Genomic DNA, 19,603 nt, shown 5'->3' on the forward strand with positions numbered 1-19,603 from the left:
CCCCGACACCGTCGAGTTCGACGACCGGACGGTCATCGACTCCGACGGCATCATCAACATGGACCGCATCCCCGAGACGATGGTCGTCGTCGGCGCCGGCGTCATCGGCATCGAGTACGCCTCGATGTTCGCGGCCCTCGGCACCAAGGTCACCGTCGTCGAACGCCGCGAGCGCATGCTCGACTTCTGCGACCTGGAGATCGTCGAGGCGCTGAAGTACCACCTGCGCGACCTGGCCGTCACGTTCCGGTTCCGGGAGAGCGTCGCGTCCGTCGAGCGGATGCCGCAGGGCGCGATCACCGTCCTGGAGAGCGGCAAGCGCATCCCCGCCGACACCGTCATGTACTCCGCCGGCCGGCACGGCATGACCGACGACCTCTGCCTGGACGCCGCCGGCCTGGCCGCCGACCACCGCGGGCGCATCAAGGTGGACGGCGAATACCGCACCGAGGTCCCGCACATCTACGCCGTCGGCGACGTGATCGGCTTCCCGTCCCTCGCCGCGACGTCCATGGAGCAGGGCCGCCTCGCCGCCCACCACGCCTGCGGCGAACCCGTCTCCGAGATGCACGGGACCCAGCCGATCGGCATCTACACGATCCCCGAGATCAGCTTCGTCGGCCGCACCGAGGACGCCCTCACCGAAGCCAAGATCCCCTTCGAGGTGGGCGTCTCCCGCTACCGCGAACTCGCCCGCGGCCAGATCATCGGGGACTCCTACGGGATGCTGAAACTCCTCGTCTCACCCGAGGACCGCCGCCTCCTGGGCGTCCACGTGTTCGGCACGGGCGCCACGGAGCTCGTCCACATCGGGCAGACGGTCATGGGCTGCGGCGGCACCGTGGACTACCTGGTCAACGCGGTCTTCAACTACCCCACTTTGGCCGAGTCCTACAAGGTCGCCGCCCTGGACGCGACGAACAAGATGCGCCACATCGCGCGCCTCACCGAGTGACCTACGACGGCCAGAGCAGGTTCTCCAGCTCGGCGTCGATGTCGATGAACTCGCACTCCTCGCCCGCGGGCACCGCCTGGTACGTCCGGTGCAGGAAGTCGGCGAGCGCCGGCAGCGGCACCTCGAACAACGCGTCCCCGAACGGGGACGAGAGCGCGATGTGCAGGGTGCCGTCATCGGCCCCCGGCCAGACCTCCACGTCCCCCTCCCCGACCCTGCGCACGATGCCGACCGTCAGGAGCTCCCGAGCGAAGATCCACTCCACCGGCTCGTCGTCGCCCACGTAGAACGCCATCCGGATCGCGTACGGGTCGTCGGCCGCGTACTCCAGCCCGGCCAGCAGGGGCACGGTCGTGCGGTCGGGGACGACGAGACGAAGGCCCAGCTCTGCTGAGACGGTCGTGCTGCTGTTCATGGCCATTCCCTCTAACGTCGGTCCCGCTGCCTCGCGGGGAGGCCGGTGGTGCTTCTCCCTGTACCGGGACATCCCCGCGATCTATGACGCCTAACTGCCTGATCTCGGCCGAACATTCCTGCGTCCCCGGCGACTGTGATCCATCTCACCGTAGCAAAACCGCCGCCTGACCTGCGCAAAGGTGGATCTTCCCCCCACGGGGCCACCGTCGCGTGGGAGGATCGGCACGGTAATCTAACGTCCCGGGCGGCCGGACCACTGGCTTGGGGTAAAACCGTGACGATCAAACAGGAAAACAATGCGCGGGGGCGTCACCACAGGTTCCGCGAGCGGATCCGGCGCAACCCCCTCCTGCACACCGCCTGGCGCGCGGGCGTCTTCACCGGCGGCTCCACCGTCCTCGCCTGCGGCCTGGTCATGATGGTCACCCCCGGCCCCGGCCTCCTCGGCATCGTCGTCGGCCTCGCGATTCTCTCCACCGAGTTCGCCTGGGCCCAGCGCGCCCTCCACCGCGCCAAGGCCGCCGCCGACCGCGCCAAGCAACAGGCCTTCAACCCCCGCCGTCGCCGCCGCAACATCATCCTCGGCACGGTGACCACCATCCTCGTCGCCGCCGCCGCGACCGCCTACCTCGCCCTCTACGGCCTCAAGGTCCCCTGGCATATAGAGAACCCAGCCTTCTGGACCTGACGTGCGCGATGCACACGCGACCCGCAACATGCGCTAGAGTTTCCGACGTCGGGCCCCGGGCCCGCCCGGGCGATTAGCTCAGTGGGAGAGCGCTTCGTTCACACCGAAGAGGTCACTGGTTCGAACCCAGTATCGCCCACCCTTACTACACAGGCCCTCCCGCACATCGGCGGCAGGGCCTGAGTGATCAACTGGGAGGATTCTGGGAGATCATCTTCCTCCCACCCGAACGAGGTCACCGGAAGCCTCCCGGTCACTGTCACAGTCCGTAGTCGCGGAAACGGGGATGGACGGCGACCGCCCACCCCCGTATCGATGCTTCCGTTCTATGCGCTGGCGAGGTGCCCGCGGGCAGTGCCCTTCGTCCGGGCGGCTTCCAACAGCCGGTTCAGCACCGGCACTGGCGATGTCGCTCCGTACTCGCGCCGCTGCGCCAGCGATTTCTCCCACCGCCGCTGGAGTTTGACCTTGAGTCCGTCCCGCATGGTGTCGGAGACGTGGGAGTACACGCCTCGGATGCCCGGAAGCGTGTGCCCGAGCCGTTCGGCCTGAAGCACTTCCGGAACGCCGTCTTCGAGCATCCAGGTCTTGTGGCTGTGCCGCAGCCCATGCGGGGTGAGCCCTTCGACCAGCGGCAGCCACACCGCAGGGGAGGAGTCCTCGTCCACGACGCGGATTCCCTTACCACGAGGCGGGACGAACGGCTGCCCGGGCACGGCGTCGGGCCAGGGTGGGATCGGCACCCCAGGCCATGCGGTCGTCTCGACCAGGATGCGCTTGCCGGCCTGCCGGGTCCCGCCGGGGTAGCGGCCGTCGGCCGCCGGTTGGAAGATCCGGCGGGCGTAGTTGGACCGCCGATGGTGCCCGCCGTCGGGGCTGAGGAACAGGAACTGCCCGCGACCCCCGCACGCAGGCGTCCGCCCCGGGCAGCCGCAGCGGCCTCGTGTCCGCGTGCTCTGGGCGGACACCAGGGCCGTCAGAAAAGGTGGCAGGTCCACGGGCCGGTGCGAGTCGTCCTTGGGCGGCACCATCTCCAGCCGTCCGGCCAGTTCGCGCAACTGCCAGTCGATCTGGATGCGGTCCAGTCGGCACGCGGGCCGCTCCAGCCCGTGGGCCTCGCCCCAACGCATGCCGGTGTAAGCGGTGAGGATGATCAGGACGAAGTCGTCATCGCGTCCCGAAAGCAACGCGCACCGCTCAGCGAGCAGCAGGGCCTGCAGGGACGTAGCCCACACCTTCTCCGGCCCGCGTACGGCGATGGTCCGCCGGGTGCGCTTACGTCCGCGCCCCCGCCGCTTCACCGCGACGTTGGACGCGACCATGCCCCGTTCTTTGGCATCGCCCAGGATCGTGCCAAGCAGCGATCGGGCGTCGGCTGCCGTACGGTGCGAGAACCCACGGGTCCGAGTGCGTTTCTCCCATGCGACGATCTCTTCTGGGCTGGTGAAGGTGCTGACGGGACGGTTCCCGAAGGCGGGGACGATGTGGTGGTCGATCAGGTACCGGTACTTGGCTTCGGTGGTGGCCTCTAGGTCCTGCCCGGCCCACCACAGCTCGACCCAGTCGGCCAGTAACGCCGCTCCGGCACGGGGATCGTTCCACATATGTCGCCGGATACCGGCTTCCTGTTCTTCTCCCCAGTGCAGGGCGGCCTGCTTGGTGTCGAAGCCCGACTGCGACGCGGTGCTCCCGTCCGGCCGCACGTACCGGACCCGCCACTTGTTGCCGCGCTTTTCGGCATACGCCATGACACACTCCTTCTCGGTAATCGAAGATCAGGCCCGGCCGCGCCGCCGCTGGACGATCGGCCGCTTGGCGCCGGCCGCGATGATCGCGTCGATGTCCTGGTCGCTGAACCGCAGGTGCTTGCCGATGAACGTGCACGGGACGGCCCGCGCGCTGGCCTTCTTCCTCAGCCAGGACTCCCGGACCTGCAGGACGTCCGCCGCTTCGGCGGGTGTGTAGAGCCGGACGCCCTCGGCTCTGCGCTCATTACGATGTGGGACCCGGTCGTTCCGCAAGGGCATACCTCGCCTCGTCAACGTGCCGCCGGACGCGCCGCCATGCAGGCTCGCCCGTGCAGCTCTCTTCGTGGGCCGGACAGCGCCCTTTCACGAGAGTTTGACGACCTTGCCCAGGACTTTACACAGAGAGTAGTTGGAACGCTACTGTCGAACGCGTGTCGGTTGATCAACGTCAGCCACGCGCCGACCGTTCAGCCTCGTCCTCTTCGCGCTCACGAGGCTGTCGCCGCCCGACTCGCCGTGGGCTGTGGCGGCACGGGGCAAGTAATGGTGTAAGTGACATATACGGGTTTCGGGCCGAGCGCGGTCCGAAGCTGCGTCCGCAGGTCCACTGTTCAGGCGATGACGTGGCAGGTTGGCGCTGAGGGGCGTGAAGGCTCAGGTCTAGGAACTCGTGGGCGGGTCTATGTGGGGCAGGACGGCGAGGGGCCAACTGGAGCCGCATGTCATCGTCGAGATCATGCCGGCTGCTGCACGCGGGTGCGATTGCTTCCACCGGTTCGCCGTAGGACCCCCGACGACCGCAACCACATCGGTGCCCTCCACCTCTGCCGGCGCCGTTCGCGGACCTCCCCGGCCCGGCGCAGCAGCCGGTACATGGTCGAGATCGAGGACAAGTAGGTGCCCTCGTCGAGCAGTACCGCCCACACCTGGGCGGGGGACCTGTTGACGAAACCGTCCGAGCGCAGGACGGCCAGCACCGGCTCCTGCTCGGCCGCCGTCAGCGACGGCCGGATGGGGCGCCGGCCGGCGGTGCGGCCCCAGCGGCCGCGCAACGGGGTTGCGCCGGCGGTGACGAGAAGACCCGGGACGCCGGGGACGTGCTCGCCGGCCAGTACCCACGCCCGCGCGCGTGCGGACGAGCGGGCCTCGCGGATCGCCCGTAACGCTCGCGGTCCGGCCTGGGCTAAACGCCTGCGCCTGCGGGGCTCCTCGACCGCCGCATGCCTGGCACGGGGCGGCAGACGGCTCCGGCTCCGGCTGGCCCGCTACTGGACCTGGAGCGGCCTGATCGCCGCCGCGATCACCCGGCTGTAGATGCTCCCGGCGCCCTGACCAGCACGAGCCGTCCCATCAACACCAGGAAGGAGAAAACCGGGGCCCGTGGAACCCCGCCCACCCGACGCGACAGGCGGGCCCAACCGGTGACCCGCCACCGAGAACCAATAAACGGTTGGGTCGCTCCGCGACCCAACCAACCTCACGAAATATCGAGGCTGAGCGCGTGGCGATCCAACGAAATGCTCGCTCCCCCCGCACTGGTGATCACATATTGTCGTGCTGTTTTTACCTGGCGGACTGCATGGGCGGACTCGTTTGTCAACAACGTAGGATGCTCACTTTTTGATAAAAACTGGTAAGGCTGCTGTTCGTGGCTGTTTGTGATCATTCCGTTTCCTAGACGATCTTGCGTGGCGTTCATGGGTCGGCCTACTCTCCATGTGTTCGAAGCGACGTATGAGCTGGCGGGCACGGATTGGGGTGTTCGAAACCCTGTGCCATGCGTGTCTCCGGCGTCGACGGTGTGTTGATGCGAGTCGGTGTCGGAGGCGATTTTCTGTGCGCGGCGTTCGTTTCTTCGAGCGGTTGTCGAACCGGACGACGGCGCGTTTCACCGCCGTTGTTGTCGCCGCTTCTCTGGTCCTCTCGCTTGGGGCCAGCGGAAATGTTGTTCCACCCGGAGCTATGTCGGCGGCGAACGTCGAAACGCCTGTGCAGCGTACGGGCTCGGCCAAGGGCAAGTCCCACCGCGTGACGACAGGGCAGACTGCCGCTGGCAACGACCGGACAAAGCGGATGCCCCGTCGGCCCAAGGGTGCACCGGGCCTGGAGAAGCCGCACACGCCCAAGGTCGTGAAGGACGTCAAGGGCAAGCGGGCGAAGCCCCCGCAGACGCGGCGGATATCCGAGCCGGAGCCGGTCGAAGTCACGGGGTTCGATCCGAAGAAGAGCGTTGAAAGTCCGGCGCGGAGAACGCGCTTCGGCACGCAGTACAAGAATCCTGACGGTACCTGGACCGCGAAGTACAACACGCGTCCGGTCAACTACCAGGCTTCTGATGGGTCGTGGCAGCCGATCGACTCCACCCTGACGCCATCAGGCAACGGGCGCTTTCGAAACAAGGCGGACGGGAGCCGTGTAGACCTCTCGGCGCGTGCGGCCGGTACGGACTTGGCGTCCATCGAACTGGGGCAGGGAAAACGGTTCGGGTTCGGAGTGGAGGGTGCCGGCGATGTGACCGGTCAGGTCAAGGGCGACTCCATCCTCTACCAAAGAGTGCGGCCGGACGCGGATCTCAAGCTACAGGTCCTGAATGGCGCCAGTGTCAAGGAGGAGATCGTCCTCCACTCCCGGGATGCGCCCTCCGAGTGGGTGTTCCCGCTGCGCACCGAAGGGGTGGCGCCACGGCTGGCGGCCGACGGCAGTGTCGAGCTCCTGGATGGTGCCGGGATCGTTGTCGCGCACATTCCGCACGGGTTCATGGTCGACTCCAAGATTCACCCCAAGTCCGGTGATGCGGCCCGCTCGGACGAGGTGAACTACGCGCTGGAGCAGCGTGGCGGCAGCTGGGCCCTGAAGGTGTCCGCTGACCGCGAGTGGTTGGAGGACCCGGACCGGGTGTACCCCGTGACGGTTGACCCGACCGCCGTGTGGAACTACGGAGCCACGCACGACACCTATGTGCAGACCGGTTATGGTTCTAGCCCTTACGCGGAGGCCGAACTCAAAGCGGGAACCTACAACGGTGGTTCCACAAAGGCAGCGACCTACCTGGCGTTCACTCAGGTCGACAATGAGCTTGCCTACAGCAAGGTCTACGACGTCAACCTGAACATCTACAACTGGTGGTCGTATTCATGTACGAAGACCCCGGTGACCGTGCACGGGGTAACCCAGCGGTGGGCGCAGTCCGAACTGGCGGCCTATCCGGGCCCCAACTACGGATCGGCGCTCACCTCCAAGAGCTTTGCGAACGGGTTCATCGCGGAGGGGGCCGGGAGCAGTGCGTGCCCGGCCAAGTGGCAGAGCATCGACCTTGGGTCTGCTGGTGACAGTCTTGTCCAGGGGTGGGTCAACAAGACCAAGCCCAACTACGGCCTGACGGTGCGTGCATCGACGAAGAGTAGTTACGGATGGAAGAAGTTCGGAAGCCGCGAGTCGGCGAACGGCCCCTACCTGGTCATCACCTACAGCCCGTACAACGCGGCCTACGCGTTCGCCGAGAACCCGCCCAAGGTAGACCCGCCTGTACTGAACAACCAAGCCGGCTATGTGAAGGTAAAGGTCAAGAATAAGGGCCATGACGCCTGGACGGCCTCCGCCGGCTACCGGTTGACCTACGGTGTATTCGACAAATCGGGTAGACAGATTTACCACAGGCCCGCCGAGACGCCGGTCCCCCAGACCGTGTCCAACGGCGAGACCGTGACGATAAATACAAAGATCAATCCGCTGCCGCCGGGTACGTGGACGATCAAGTTCGACATGCTGAACACCAGCTCGGGCGTGCTGTTCTCGCAATGGGGAGTCCCGCGCACCGCGGCGCTGTCGGTGACGGTCCCGGACATCCCATCGAAACTGAAGGAGATGTTCCCCAAGAACAATCACCGAGTCGGGACCCTGCGCCCTGAGCTGTTCGCCGAGGCCGAATCGGTAGACGCCTGGCCCTCGGCGAACGTCAATTATCAGTTCACTATATGCGCCCCGCCGTGGATCGACTGGGAATGGTGTGAAAGTTCTCCCTGGCAGGACACTCCGAAATGGACCGTCCCGGCGGGAAAGCTGCAATGGGGCAAGGAATACTACTGGATGGTGCGGGTCAGCGACAGTGGCGGAACCGCTACTGACAGCCCCTTGTACAAGCTGCTCACCGCTGTGGAGCAACCCGCCATAACCTCGCATCTGGCGAGCCCGGCGTCGGATCAGCAGGAGTTCGACCATCAGGCTGGCAACTACACCACCACGGTCACCGATGCCGCAGTCGCGAACGTGGGTCCGCCTCTATCGGTGGTGCGGACCTACAACAGCCTTGACCCACGGACTTCGCACGCTTTCGGTGCCGGATGGACGACCCGGTTCGACATGAAGGTCGTCCCGGACGCCGACGGGACCGGCAACGTGGTCGTGACTTATCCGGACGGCCAGGAGGTCCGGTTCGCCAAGAACACCGACGGCACGTTCACCCCGCCGCCCGCCCGGCAGGCGACATTCGCCGCGGTGACGGGCGGCGGATGGAAACTGATGGACAAGGGCTCGACCAGTTACCTCTTCGATGACGCCGGGAAGCTGACCCGGATCACCGACCACAGGGGTCGTAGCCAGAACCTGCAGTACGGGACCGATGGGAAGCTGTCCAAGGTCACGGTCCCCAGCGGACGGTCACTGTCCTTCACTTGGACGGGAGGCCATGTAACCGCCGTCAGCACCGATCCCGTCAACGGTGAAGCGCTGACATGGACCTATGGCTATACCGATGACACCTTGACGAAGGTGTGCCCACCTACCTCGGCGACCGAGTGCACAACCTACGAGTACGAGGACGGCTCTCACTATCGAAGTACGGTTCTCGACGACAATCCGACCTCCTACTGGCGGTTGAACGAGTCCAGTGGCCGGGTGATCTCCAGTGCCGTCGCGGGGAACCTGGGCACTGACAATGGTGGAGCCACCAGCCTCACCCTGGGGCGGCCCGGTGCCCTGGCCGGGACCTCGGACAGAGCGGTGGGATTTAACGGATCCGACAGCCGTGTACGGATGCCGGACCGCTACATCAGCCGGGAAGGCGGTTATCTTGCTGTCGAGGCCTGGTTCAGGACCACCGGACAGGGCGTGATCCTGTCATACCAGAACGCCATGTACGGGTCTCAGGCCAACAAGTACACCCCGGCTCTTTACGTCGGTGCAGACGGCAAGTTGCGTGGTCAGTTCTGGAACGGCAGCAATACCAACGTGCTCACCTCCGCCGGTGCGGTCAACAACGGGCAATGGCATCATGCAGTCCTGTCGGGTCAGGGAAGTTCGCAGACCCTCTACCTGGATGGCCAGAAGGTCGGCACCCTCAACGGGACGATCGACCACCTTAATGAGCCTTATGTTTATATAGGAAGTGGATACACCACCAAGGGGTGGGCTCAGACACCGCCCACTTCTGGCTGGTTCGACTTCGCCGGTGATCTGGACGAAGTAGCCATCTACGACAGGCCGCTGGGGCTGCCGGCCGTTCGCGCGCACTACGATGCCCGGCACACAACAAAGCAATTGACCAAGGTGACCAAACCGAGTGGCCGCGTCCAGGCCGTGAACGCCTACGACGTCGACACCGACCGGTTGGTCGAGCATGTCGATGCGAACGGAGGCACCTGGGAGATCCGTGCTCCGGTCTACTCCGGGAAGGTCGACGACCTCGAGCGGACCATCGAGGTCAAGGACCCGCGGAACGGGATGCTCAAGTATGTGTACGAGCCGTTGCGCGGGAACAGGCTCATCTCCGAAACCGACCAGCTGGGCAAGACCACAACGTACGCCTACGACACCAACGGCCAACTCGGCAAGATCACCGATGCCAACGGGAACGAAACGAACCTGTGGTTCGACGAGCGCGGCAACAAACGGTACGAACAGCGCTGCGCCGATGTCGATACCTGCCATGCCCAGTACTGGAACTACTACCTCAATCCGGACGACGCGTTCGATCCGCGGAATGACCAGCTGACCCAGCGCGCAGACGGCCGTACCGTCAACCCGTATGCGAGCCCGTACACCACCGTCTGGGAGTACGACGTCCACGGTCAGCAGACCGCGGAGCTCTGGCCGGCGACGGACGACTATCCCTTCCGAGGCATCGCCTACAGCTACACCGACGGCACCGAAGCCGCGGAAGGCGGCGGCACCCAGCCCGCCGGGCTCCTGAAGCGCCGCAGCAAGGCCAATGGCGGGACGGCCCAAACCTATGCCTACAGCTCCGCCGGAGACCTGCTCTCGACGACCGACGCGGCCGGCAAGGTCACCAGGTTCGGATACGACGCGATCGGCAGGGTGATCAGCAGCACCGAGATCACGGATGCACATCCCCAGGGCGTCACCACGACCTATGGATACGACGGACGTGGCCACCTCCTGCGGGTGACCAAACCCGCGGTGGAGAACGAGGTCAGCGGCGCCACCCACACCCCTGACACTCGCTTCTCCTACGACGCCGACGGCAACAAGCTCACCGAGACGTTGAGCGACCTCACCGGCGGGGATCCCGAACGCCGCACCACCTACGGCTACAACGCCCACGGCCAGGTCGAGACCATCACTGACCCGGAAGGCGGCACGGAGGGCTATGAGTATGACGCCACGGGCGCGCGCACGAAACTGACTGACAAGAGCGGTACGCGATATGCCTTCGCCTACGACTTGCGCGGTCAACTGACCACCCGGACCTTGCAGGAATGGGTGGGGAACCCGGACGACCCGAGCCCGGCCACCGATGTGATCCTGGACTCCTACGCCTACGATCCCGGCGGCCGCCTGGGCTCCCACACCGACGCTATGGGACGTACGAAGGCCTACACCTACTACGGCGACGACCGGCTCGCCCAGGTCATCGCCACCGGGGTCAAGGTCAACGACTCTGCCACTCCCAGGGACGTGGTGGTAGAAAGCCGCTCCTATGACGGTGCCGGTCATCTTGTGTCCCACGTGACGGGCGGAGGCAAGCACCGTACCGACTACGAGTACGACCAGGTCGGGCAACTCATCGCCGAAACCGTCGACCCGGACGGGGCCGCCCGCCGTACCGACTACGACCTTGACCCCGACAACAACGTGATCAGGACGGTCCGGAGCGGTGCGGACTCCGAACGCCAGGAGACCGCAGATTACGGGTACGACCCGATGGACCGGCCCGTCCGGCAGTCCATCGAGAATGGCGACGACAGCGTCGTCACGTCCCTCACCCGAGATCAGCGAGGGCTGGTCACCCAGATCGTCGACCCGCGAGGCAACGCGGTTGGAGTCGATCCCACCACGTACACCACCACAATGCGGTACGACGCCGCCGGGCAACTGAAGGAGCGCCTCGAACCCGCTGTCCAGGTCGAACGCAACGGAGAACCGGGCGTCACCACCCGTCCTGCAACCCGGTACGGATACAACACCGCGGGCGAGCAGACTCACGTGACTGACCCCGAGGGCCGCACCGTCACCAACTCCTATGACAAGGCCGGCCGCCCAGTCTCGACACACCAGCCCTCGTACGACCCGCCTGTGGGTTCGACGATCATTCCCACCATCACCATGGAGTATGACGCGGCCGGTCGGCTTACCGAGCAGACCGACGCCCGAGGCGGTACGACCCGCCTCTACTATGACGCGCTGGGACGACAGACCCGACTCGAAGAGCCCCAGTTGGCCAACGAGAACCGTCCCGGCGAATGGAAGTTCGAGTACGACCTGGCTGGCGAACAGCTGTCGGCGACCGGCCCCACCGGGATCCGGACCGAGGCGACTTACGACGACCTCGGCAGGCAGATCACCCATACGGAAATCGACCGATACCCCGTACCGGCCGCCTACACCACCGAGCTCGCCTATGACGACGCCGGGAACCTCACCTCACGCACCCGCCCGGCCGGGGACAGCACCGAATACACCGTCAGCGGAGCCGGGGACATCACCGCGGTCACCAACTCCCGCGGCCACACGACCGAACTCGCCTACGACCTGGCCGGACGACTGACCAAGGTCACCGATCCTCTGGGCGTCAGCGTCATCGCGGAATTCGACCACGCCGGACGACAGATCAAAACACGCGACGTCGACGCGGCCGGAAACACCATTCGCACCTACGGATACGAGTACGACGCAGCCGGCAACCGGATCAGTGAGACGAGCCCCGAAGGCCACACCACTTACCGGGCTTACGACGCCCTCGACCGGCTCACGACACTCACGGAACCGGTCTCGGCGACCGGCACCATCGAAACCGGCTTCGGCTACGACGCCACGGGGCAGCGCACCCGCCTGACCGATGGCCGGGGCAACTCCACCATCACCACCTACAACACCCTCGGCCTCCCGGAAAAGACGATCGAACCGTCCACCGCCGCGCACGGAGACAACGCCGATCGCACGTGGACCACCAGCTACGACGCCACGGGCAACCCTGTCCACGAGGCCAAGCCGGGCGGCGTCACCGTCACCCGCACCTTCGACCAGCTGAACCGGCTCACCGAGCAGACCGGCACCGGAGCCGAGGCACCGACACTGGAGAAGCGGTTCGGCTACGACCTGGCCGGACGCCGGTTGCGCATCTCCGGCCCCGTCGCAGATCTCTTGTTCACCTACAACGACCGCGGACAACTGCTCAGCAGCATCAGCCCTGGAGGCAAGACCGCCCATTTCGCCTATGACGCCAACGGCCGCCTCCAGCAGCGCACCGATCCCGCGGGCCAGACCTCTCTGACCTGGAACGGTGAGGACCAGATCGTCACCACCAGCGACGCCATTACCGGGGGCTTCTCCACACGCACCTATGATGACGCCGGTCGCCTCAACGCCATCAGCACACAGAACGGCGGAAACACCGGAACCCGGACGTACGGCTACGACGATCTCGACCGGATCACCTCCGACGAACTGACGTCCTCCACCGGGACGCCCCTGGCGACCACCTCCTACGGCTACGACCTCGACGACAGGCTCACCGAGAAGACCACCACCGGAACCATCGGAGCGGGCACGAACACCTACGCCTACGACCGGGCGGGCCGCCTCACCCAATGGGTCGCCCCGTCCGGGACGGAGACCGACTACGAATGGGACGCCTCCGGTAACCGCACCAAAGCGGGTGCCACCACCTACACCTACGACGAACGCAACCGCCTGACCTCCGACGGAACGAGCGGCTACACCTACACCGGCCGCGGCACGCTGAAGACGATCGGCGGCACTGGCCAGAAGTTCGACGCCTTCGACCGGCTGATACAGGAAGGCACGGTCGACTACCGCTACGACGCACTGGACCGCATCGCCACACGAACCGGTGACTCCGGCGCGACGAACTTCGTCTATGCCACACAGGAGAACGACGTCACCGCGGTCACCGATGACACCGGGATGGTCACGTCCGGATACCAGCGAACTCCCGATGGCGAACTACTCAGCGTGAAACAGGATGGCCAGGCTTACCACGCGCTGTCGGATCGCCACCAGGACCTCACCGCGCTGTACGACCCGGCCATCACCGCTCTCGCCGGCTCCACCGCCTATGACCCCTACGGCGGAACGATCGCACAGGCCGGCACGGGCACCCTTCTCGGATACCAGGGCGAATACACCGACCCTGCCAGCGGCCGCGTCAACATGCACGCCCGCTGGTACACCCCCGGCACCGGTAGCTTCGCCAGCCGCGACGACTGGACCCTCGAGCCCGACCCCAGCGTCCAAGCCAACCGCTACACCTACGCCAATGCCGCTCCGCTCAACTACACCGACCCAACGGGACATGCAGCCGCCCTCGCCTTCGTGGGCCTTGCGGTCGCCCTCGCCGGGGCACTGGCCGTCTCCCAGGCCTACCAGCAGAATCCGCCGACTTACACCTGGCCGTCCTGGGACTGGAGTTGGAGGTGGCCATGGAGTAGGAGTGCCGAGACTCCTTACAGCGTGTGGGACGTTCCCACCTTCCCCCCGTACTCTCCGGTAACTCCATGGCGCGGCACAGGAGGCGGCGGTGGAGGTGGAGGCGGCACCGTCGGCGCACTTGCGCGGCCGGGCATGGCACGGCCTGGAATAGCCCGTCCGCGACCGCCGAGGCCGTCACCCGCACAGATCCAGCGGACCCTCGCTCGCAAGGCCAGGGACACCTACGCCCCTCGCCCCCCGTCCCGCCCCGGAGTCGGACAGAAGGTCATCGACAAGATCCGCGACAACGCGGAGAAGGTCGTCAAGGTCGCCACCGGCGCCCAGAACACCGCCGGAACGCTCAGGGACGTGCAAAACGCACTCGAACCCCAGAACGCACGACCGGACACCCCCTCAACAGATGGGCCCAGCACCACCACGGATGGCGATGACGACGGCTGTGTACACAAAAAGGACTACGGGAGGTTCATCGGTGACGGGGGTTACCATACGCCAGCCCACGCTATCTACTGCAAGCCTACTGATGTCGATAAGGGCAGTCCGGCAGAGACCACCATTTTTCCTCCAGGGTGGCCGCAGGACGAACATGGACGCCCAACCAATTCTCCGATGGACCCGTTCAGGGGAAAGGCGTACAAGTATGCTCGCTGCCATCTGATCGCCGCCAGGCTCGGGGGGAGCGGTAAAGATCCGAATAATCTCGTGACCTGCGTGCACAATCCGACTAATAATTCTGGAATGAAAAGACTTGAAAGTCAAGTAAGAAAGGCAGTTAAGGGGGGGCAGATCGTCGACTACACCGTAATTCCAATCTATCGAAGGGGTGACATTACTCCCGACGCGTTTCGTATGATCGCCAGAGGGAGGAGTCGCGATGGTGCTCCGGGGATTAGCTTCGATAAATGTGTATGGAATAGTCCGTCTCCGATAAATGGAAGAGTGGCTGATGGTGTCCATTGTAGACCTTGAGCGCCTGGTTGGTCCGCCGAGCCAACCGCCGATCAGAGTCGACTGGCCTGCTTTTGAAGCGGCCTTGGGTCTGCAACTCCCCAGTGATTACAAGGATGTGTTTGACGTCTATCGAACTCTAGAGTTCGGTCAATTTGTTGGTGTCTTTCATCCTGGATCGGATGCTGAGGAGAACCGACATGACACGGTGGCGACGCTGAGTCCTTTAAAGTACATGATCGACGAAATGGGTGGACTGGAGGACGTTGCCGCCGTCGACGGAGAGGAAGAAAGAGTTCGGTTCGCCGTCTACCCTGAGCCTGGTGGTCTCTTGTTGTGGGGGAGTACTTGGAATGGAGATCTTTGTCTTTGGCATACAATCGGCGAGGATCCAAATTTGTGGCCGACGGTCATCACGGATAGCATCGTCTTTTGGGAATATCCGAAAGGTATGACGGAATTTCTGGTGGGAGTCATGGATCAGACGATTCGGTGTCCAATCTTTCCTGACGACTTCCCGAGTAGCCATCGTGTGCGTCAAATAGCTGACTAGGGCTCCAGCCGGAGACGCCTGAGATCAGGAGGGCGTGTCTGGTGAGAAACTGCTCTGAAGAAGGTCCGACCACAGAACGGTAGTGGCTCCGCCTGCGGAGCGCGGGGCCGGTGACGGTTTGTGTCGATCAGGGGTGTTCGCGGGCGGTGCGCGTCGTCGGTTGGCGGGACGGTGCCGGGGCTGACGTGCGTCGTGTCCCCGCCCAGTCGGCGTTCCCTCACGCCTCCCCGCTGGTCGCCGTTCGCCCGTCCGACTGGTGCCGGTGCGTTGATGGGGCCGGCCTGCATCGACCGAGTCGTGTCGCAGGATTTCTACCCCGAGAAGCGCCTCACTTGGACTCCACCGGGTGGGGACCGGACTCTGCCCGGTCGCTCAGGCGTTGGCGTTCTCGCGCGATCCACTTCTTGCCTTCCGCGGCGATTCCTTCCATGAGGGTCAAGGCGTGGCGGAGGTTGGCGGCGTCCCGCGTCACTTCTGACACGACGCCGCTTGGCTCATCCTGGAGTCTCTCCGCTTCCGGAGCCATTGCCTCGACGTGGATCTCCTCACCGTTGACGAGGGTGAGTCTGAAGTCGTGTTCATCATCGTCGGTCTGGCGTACCCGTACGGCGGCGACCGCCTCGTAGCGGTAGTTGGTCCGGTACCGATCGTGGAAGGTGCCTTGCGCGAAATCGAGTTCGGCGTTGAGTTGCCGTACGCCGTCTGTGGTGAGGAGGAAGAGGAGCAGCTTGTAGCGCTCGTAGCGCCAGGGGCCTTTGCGTACGCGTGCGCTTCTGCCGGGGAAGGCGCGCGTCTCGATGAACGCGTGGGAGATCAGGCCGCTCATCGTTAACCGGTAGTGGCGTAGTGCCTCGTCCAGGACCATCTTCCGGTCGCAGTCCAGCCAGGTGGCCATCTGGCGGTCGTCGGGTTTGTCGGCGAGCTTCGCCTTCCAGCGCTCGAAGGCCGCTTCGCAGTCCTTCAGCGTCCGTGCCTGCTCGGCAAGGTCGGCCGCATATCGCCTGCGTCTCAGGACGATGCGCAGCCAGGCGTGGGCGGCGATCACGCCGGCCGGCAGTGCGAAGGCGGCCGTGCGGACCGCGCTCAGTGGGTCGCTCCGTACCGCGGCCTCCAGCGTCCACGTGATCCCCGGGACGAGGAGGGCGAGACCGAGGACCGTCAGCAGTATGGAGGCCGGGGGAGTGGCGAGTTCCTGCCGGTAGTTCCACAGCGTGCCGTTCTCCCACCGTGTCCTGACGTCGCTGACCCGGTAGCGGATCAGCCAGGCGATCCGTTCGACGCCGATCCGCTGCTCCCGGTAGACGTCCACGATTTCGTCGCGCAGGCACCCGCGGATCCCCGCCGTCTCGGCCAACCAGACGGACCTGCTGGTGTCACGTGGAACGTATCTGGCGAAGTAGTGGTCTAAACGGCGGCCCACGTTGTCGGCGAAGCCGCCGGAGGGGGCGCTTCGCGTGCGCGTCCTCGGCGCATATTGCGCATCCTTCCTCCGGCGTCGCTCGATGCGGAAGCGCCACTCCACGCCGCCCTTTGCGGCGCAGTAGCCGCCACCGACGCTCAGCAGGTACGCGAGCAGAGCGACCGCCTGAAGTTCTCGCGCCAGAAGGTAGGCGATGTGGATCGCCGCCGCGATCAGAACTGCGGTCGACACTAAAGCCTGAACCCAGGTGCCGGTTGTGAGGTCCGGTGGTCGCGGCTCCCGGACCCGCGGCCGGGCTGGTTTCGGCTCGAAGAACTTCCAGACACGGTCGGCTCGGCCGTTCGCCATCTGGTTCTGCTGGGCGCTGTCCAGGGCGCGGCGCCACATCCCGTCTTCGAGTGGCCCGTCCAGGAACAGCTGCAGGTGCCGAAGGATCATGGAGCGTTGCGGGTCGGCAAGCCCGTCGAGGTCCTTGAGCAGGGGACGCAGGTCCTCGTCGGGTTGCTGTGCGGACTGCAGCAGCCGGCATAGGGTCCGCACTCCGTCTGCCCAAGCGTCGTCACCGGTGACGTTGCAGGTCCCCGGTGCCCGATGCAGCATCGTGAGGTGCTCCTGCGGTAGCTCGTGCCGGGTTCGGCCGCTGACGAGGGCGAGCTGCCAGTGGAAGCAGACCCGGCTGCCGGTGAGACCGCCGTCCATGACGGCTCGGCCGATGAGCTCTCGCGCCTTACCCGGTATGCCGCCCGCGAGCAGCCGGACGCCGATTTCGAATAACTCCGCGGACGATGCGCCTGCGGGGGTCTCGTAGACCTGAACGTCGCCGTGCACGACTCCCGCCTGGACCCCGACGTAGGCGGAATCTCCGGCGTAGTTCGTCGTGGTGCCTTCCGGTGCGGGGGTGGTGGCCTGCGCGGTCATGACAGGCCTTGAACCAGGGCGATGACGCTCGCCACTTCCGCGGAAAGGGCGGCCACGTCCCCGACCAGCCCGCGCACCTTCTTCAGGGCCAGCGTTACCGCACCGACGTCCTGCGGATCGGTCGTCTGCAGTGTCTCGCGGGCGGCGGCGAGTTCTGCCTCGGCCGCGCGGTAGGTGTCATCATCCAGGTGTCCCGCCGTCCGAGCCTGCCGAAGCCGGAGGGCGAGTTCGGCGATCACCGCGGCGGGATCGGTGGGGGCTCCGTGCTCACCGGACACCCGGATGCCTCCGTGCACGTGCCCCGCCTGCACGACCACCCGTGCGTTGTCCTTGGCGACGTTGCGGACGGTCTCGCTCATCATCGGTGTCCCTTTCGTGTCGGCTGGTTCGCGCTGTTGCGGTTCCTCGGCGGACAGGGTTTCGGCCAGTGCGGTGGTGAACGCCGCAGCGTTCGCCACCGCCCGTGCCTGCCAGTGCTCGCGGTCGGTGGTCTCCTTGGTGCCGTCGGCGTGGTCGCTGACGCCTCGGATCACGACCACCGGCAGGGACCTGTTGAGGTGCGCGGCCTGAGCCACGCCGGCGCCTTCCATCTCGATGGCGCGTGCGTCGTTGTAGTTCTGCCGGATCCAGTGCGCGTGCGGCGAAGTCGTCGAGTTCAGGACGACTTCGCCTGCTGCGATCGGCCCGAAGTGCACCGTGGGCTCTTGGCCATCGAGATCGTCCGCCCATGCGCGGTTACGAGCCACATGCCGGGCGATCTGGTCGGCGCCGTGCGACACCTCCCAGACACGGGGGCGGCTCTTGAACCCGTCGTCCTCGCTCGTCCCGCCGTGGAAGGCATAAATGTGGGTGGCCACCACCACGTCCCCGAGGGCGATGTCGGAGTGCAGGGCCCCGGCGACCCCTGCGAACAGCAGCGCCGCCGGGGAGAACTCGTTGATGGCGCGTTCGGCCAGTACCGCTGCGGACTGGTTGCCCTTCCCGACGAGGCCCAGTGCGATGCGTGCCCGGCCGTGCGCCAGCCGGCCCACCTCGAATCGGGTGCCCTGCGGGTGGCGATACAGCCGCGGCTTGCCCAGCTTCGCGCGGACGGATTCGTACTCCACGTCCAGCGCCGTGAGAACGACGATCGGATTGCCGCTCATTGTCCCGATCCCTTCGTGATCGACGGTTCGACCGGCCGGACCATCGGCGGATTCAGGGCCTTCTGCGGACCGGCTTTGAAGACTCGGGCCGGCCGGCCGGTCGTGCCCTTGCGTTCCGGGCCGGCCGCGACGATGAATCCGCTGGTCTTCTGGACCTTGCGATAGAAATTGCGGGGGTCGAGAGAGATCCCCCATACCGCCTCGTAGACCCGCTGCAGGTCGGTGATCGTGAATGTCGGGCCGCAGAACGCCGTGGCGAGCGCGGAGTGCTCGAGCTTGGCGCGGGCGTTCTCGACGCCGTCCTCGACGATCCGCCGGTGGTCGAAGGCGAGCTCCAGGTCGCCGGAGAGCACCTGATCTGCTCGCTGCCACCGGGCCCCGGCCGCGTCCGTTCCGGCAGCCGGTTCCGGGAGCCGCGGTGCGATCGCCAGGAAGGCGACCGACACCACCCGTCCGCGCGGGTCTCGGCCAGGGGCACCGTAGACGCCCAGGTGCTCAAGGTGCAGCGTATCGACGTCCATGTCTGTCTCCTCCGCCAGTTCGCGGTGGGCAGCGGCAGTGATGTCCTCCTCGGCGTGCTGCAGGAAGCCGCCCGGAAGCGCCAGAGCCCCCTTATAGGGCTCGATGCCGCGTTCGATCAGCAGCACATGAAGGAGAGACTTGCGCAGTGTCAAGATCACCAGGTCGACGGCGAGCATGACTTCGGGGGGAGTCCAGCGGTCCTCGGCCATGCGCTGACCCTAGCTTTTTGTCAGTCTGACAAAAAGTAGTTTCAGGATGCCGTCCTGGCCATCGCCTTGTCACCCGTTGGCAAGACCGTTGGCCGCAGGCCAGCCTCACTTGCGCTCCGGCCGTGGCGGGTCTGTTCCTGGGCCCGCACGTCCCATGAAGAAGGTCCTCCCGGT

The 19,603-nt window shown here is 65.7% G+C and carries 11 protein-coding genes, 1 tRNA gene and 1 pseudogene; 5 read left to right on the forward strand and 8 right to left on the reverse strand.

Features of this window, described 5'->3' with window-relative positions; translation table 11 throughout:
• A partial coding sequence (sthA, locus tag E1200_RS01730) for a Si-specific NAD(P)(+) transhydrogenase (protein ID WP_131949969.1) occupies positions 1-955 on the forward strand: 955 nt, incomplete at its 5' end.
• A 1-nt stretch (position 956) separates the two neighbouring features.
• Here sthA and E1200_RS01735 read toward each other — a convergent pair.
• Entirely contained in the window at positions 957-1,370 is a 414-nt protein-coding gene (locus tag E1200_RS01735; protein WP_131949970.1) for an SsgA family sporulation/cell division regulator, read from the reverse strand.
• Positions 1,371-1,646: 276 nt separating this feature from the next.
• Between E1200_RS01735 and E1200_RS01740 the strand changes: the two genes are divergently transcribed.
• Together E1200_RS01740 and E1200_RS01745 are read left to right on the forward strand one after the other, a co-directional pair.
• A complete protein-coding gene (locus E1200_RS01740) occupies positions 1,647-2,060 on the forward strand; it encodes a TIGR02611 family protein (RefSeq protein WP_243708287.1) in 414 nt (137 codons plus the stop codon).
• Positions 2,061-2,127: 67 nt separating this feature from the next.
• A tRNA-Val gene (locus E1200_RS01745) sits at positions 2,128-2,199 on the forward strand.
• Between the two features lie 187 nt (positions 2,200-2,386).
• Here E1200_RS01745 and E1200_RS01750 read toward each other — a convergent pair.
• The 4 genes and pseudogenes from E1200_RS01750 to E1200_RS01765 form a co-directional block, all read right to left on the reverse strand.
• On the reverse strand, positions 2,387-3,808 hold the full coding sequence (locus E1200_RS01750) for a site-specific integrase (protein WP_131949971.1): 1,422 nt from the start codon (positions 3,806-3,808) through the stop codon (positions 2,387-2,389).
• Between the two features lie 27 nt (positions 3,809-3,835).
• On the reverse strand, positions 3,836-4,087 hold the full coding sequence (locus E1200_RS01755; RefSeq protein WP_131949972.1) for a helix-turn-helix domain-containing protein: 252 nt from the start codon (positions 4,085-4,087) through the stop codon (positions 3,836-3,838).
• 545 nt (positions 4,088-4,632) lie between these two features.
• Positions 4,633-4,803, reverse strand: a pseudogene (locus tag E1200_RS34595) (IS3 family transposase); the annotation flags it as partial.
• A 482-nt stretch (positions 4,804-5,285) separates the two neighbouring features.
• Entirely contained in the window at positions 5,286-5,507 is a 222-nt protein-coding gene (locus E1200_RS01765; RefSeq protein WP_131949974.1) for a hypothetical protein, read from the reverse strand.
• Positions 5,508-5,644: 137 nt separating this feature from the next.
• Between E1200_RS01765 and E1200_RS01770 the strand changes: the two genes are divergently transcribed.
• A complete protein-coding gene (locus E1200_RS01770; RefSeq protein ID WP_165950160.1) occupies positions 5,645-14,683 on the forward strand; it encodes a DNRLRE domain-containing protein in 9,039 nt (3,012 codons plus the stop codon).
• The gene (locus tag E1200_RS01775) at positions 14,646-15,215 is read left to right on the forward strand and encodes a hypothetical protein (protein WP_131949976.1); all 570 of its coding nucleotides are present in this window, start codon (positions 14,646-14,648) and stop codon (positions 15,213-15,215) included. The genes E1200_RS01770 and E1200_RS01775 overlap by 38 nt, the downstream gene beginning before the upstream one ends.
• 328 nt (positions 15,216-15,543) lie before the next feature.
• On the opposite strand, the gene E1200_RS01780 is transcribed toward E1200_RS01775, so the two are convergent.
• The 3 genes from E1200_RS01780 to E1200_RS01790 are packed head-to-tail and all read right to left on the reverse strand — an operon-like array spanning position 15,544 to position 19,429.
• The gene (locus tag E1200_RS01780; protein ID WP_131949977.1) at positions 15,544-17,553 is read right to left on the reverse strand and encodes a hypothetical protein; all 2,010 of its coding nucleotides are present in this window, start codon (positions 17,551-17,553) and stop codon (positions 15,544-15,546) included.
• Positions 17,550-18,698 (reverse strand): 5'-methylthioadenosine/S-adenosylhomocysteine nucleosidase, encoded by a 1,149-nt coding sequence (locus tag E1200_RS01785; protein ID WP_131949978.1) that lies wholly within the window; start codon positions 18,696-18,698, stop codon positions 17,550-17,552. Before E1200_RS01785 ends, E1200_RS01780 begins: the two co-directional genes overlap by 4 nt.
• Positions 18,695-19,429, reverse strand: a complete 735-nt coding sequence (locus E1200_RS01790; RefSeq protein WP_131949979.1) for an NUDIX domain-containing protein — start codon at positions 19,427-19,429, stop codon at positions 18,695-18,697. The genes E1200_RS01785 and E1200_RS01790 overlap by 4 nt, the downstream gene beginning before the upstream one ends.
• Positions 19,430-19,603 lie beyond the last annotated feature (174 nt).

The sequence above is a fragment of the Actinomadura sp. GC306 genome, assembly GCF_004348665.1.
GTDB lineage: Bacteria > Actinomycetota > Actinomycetes > Streptosporangiales > Streptosporangiaceae > Spirillospora.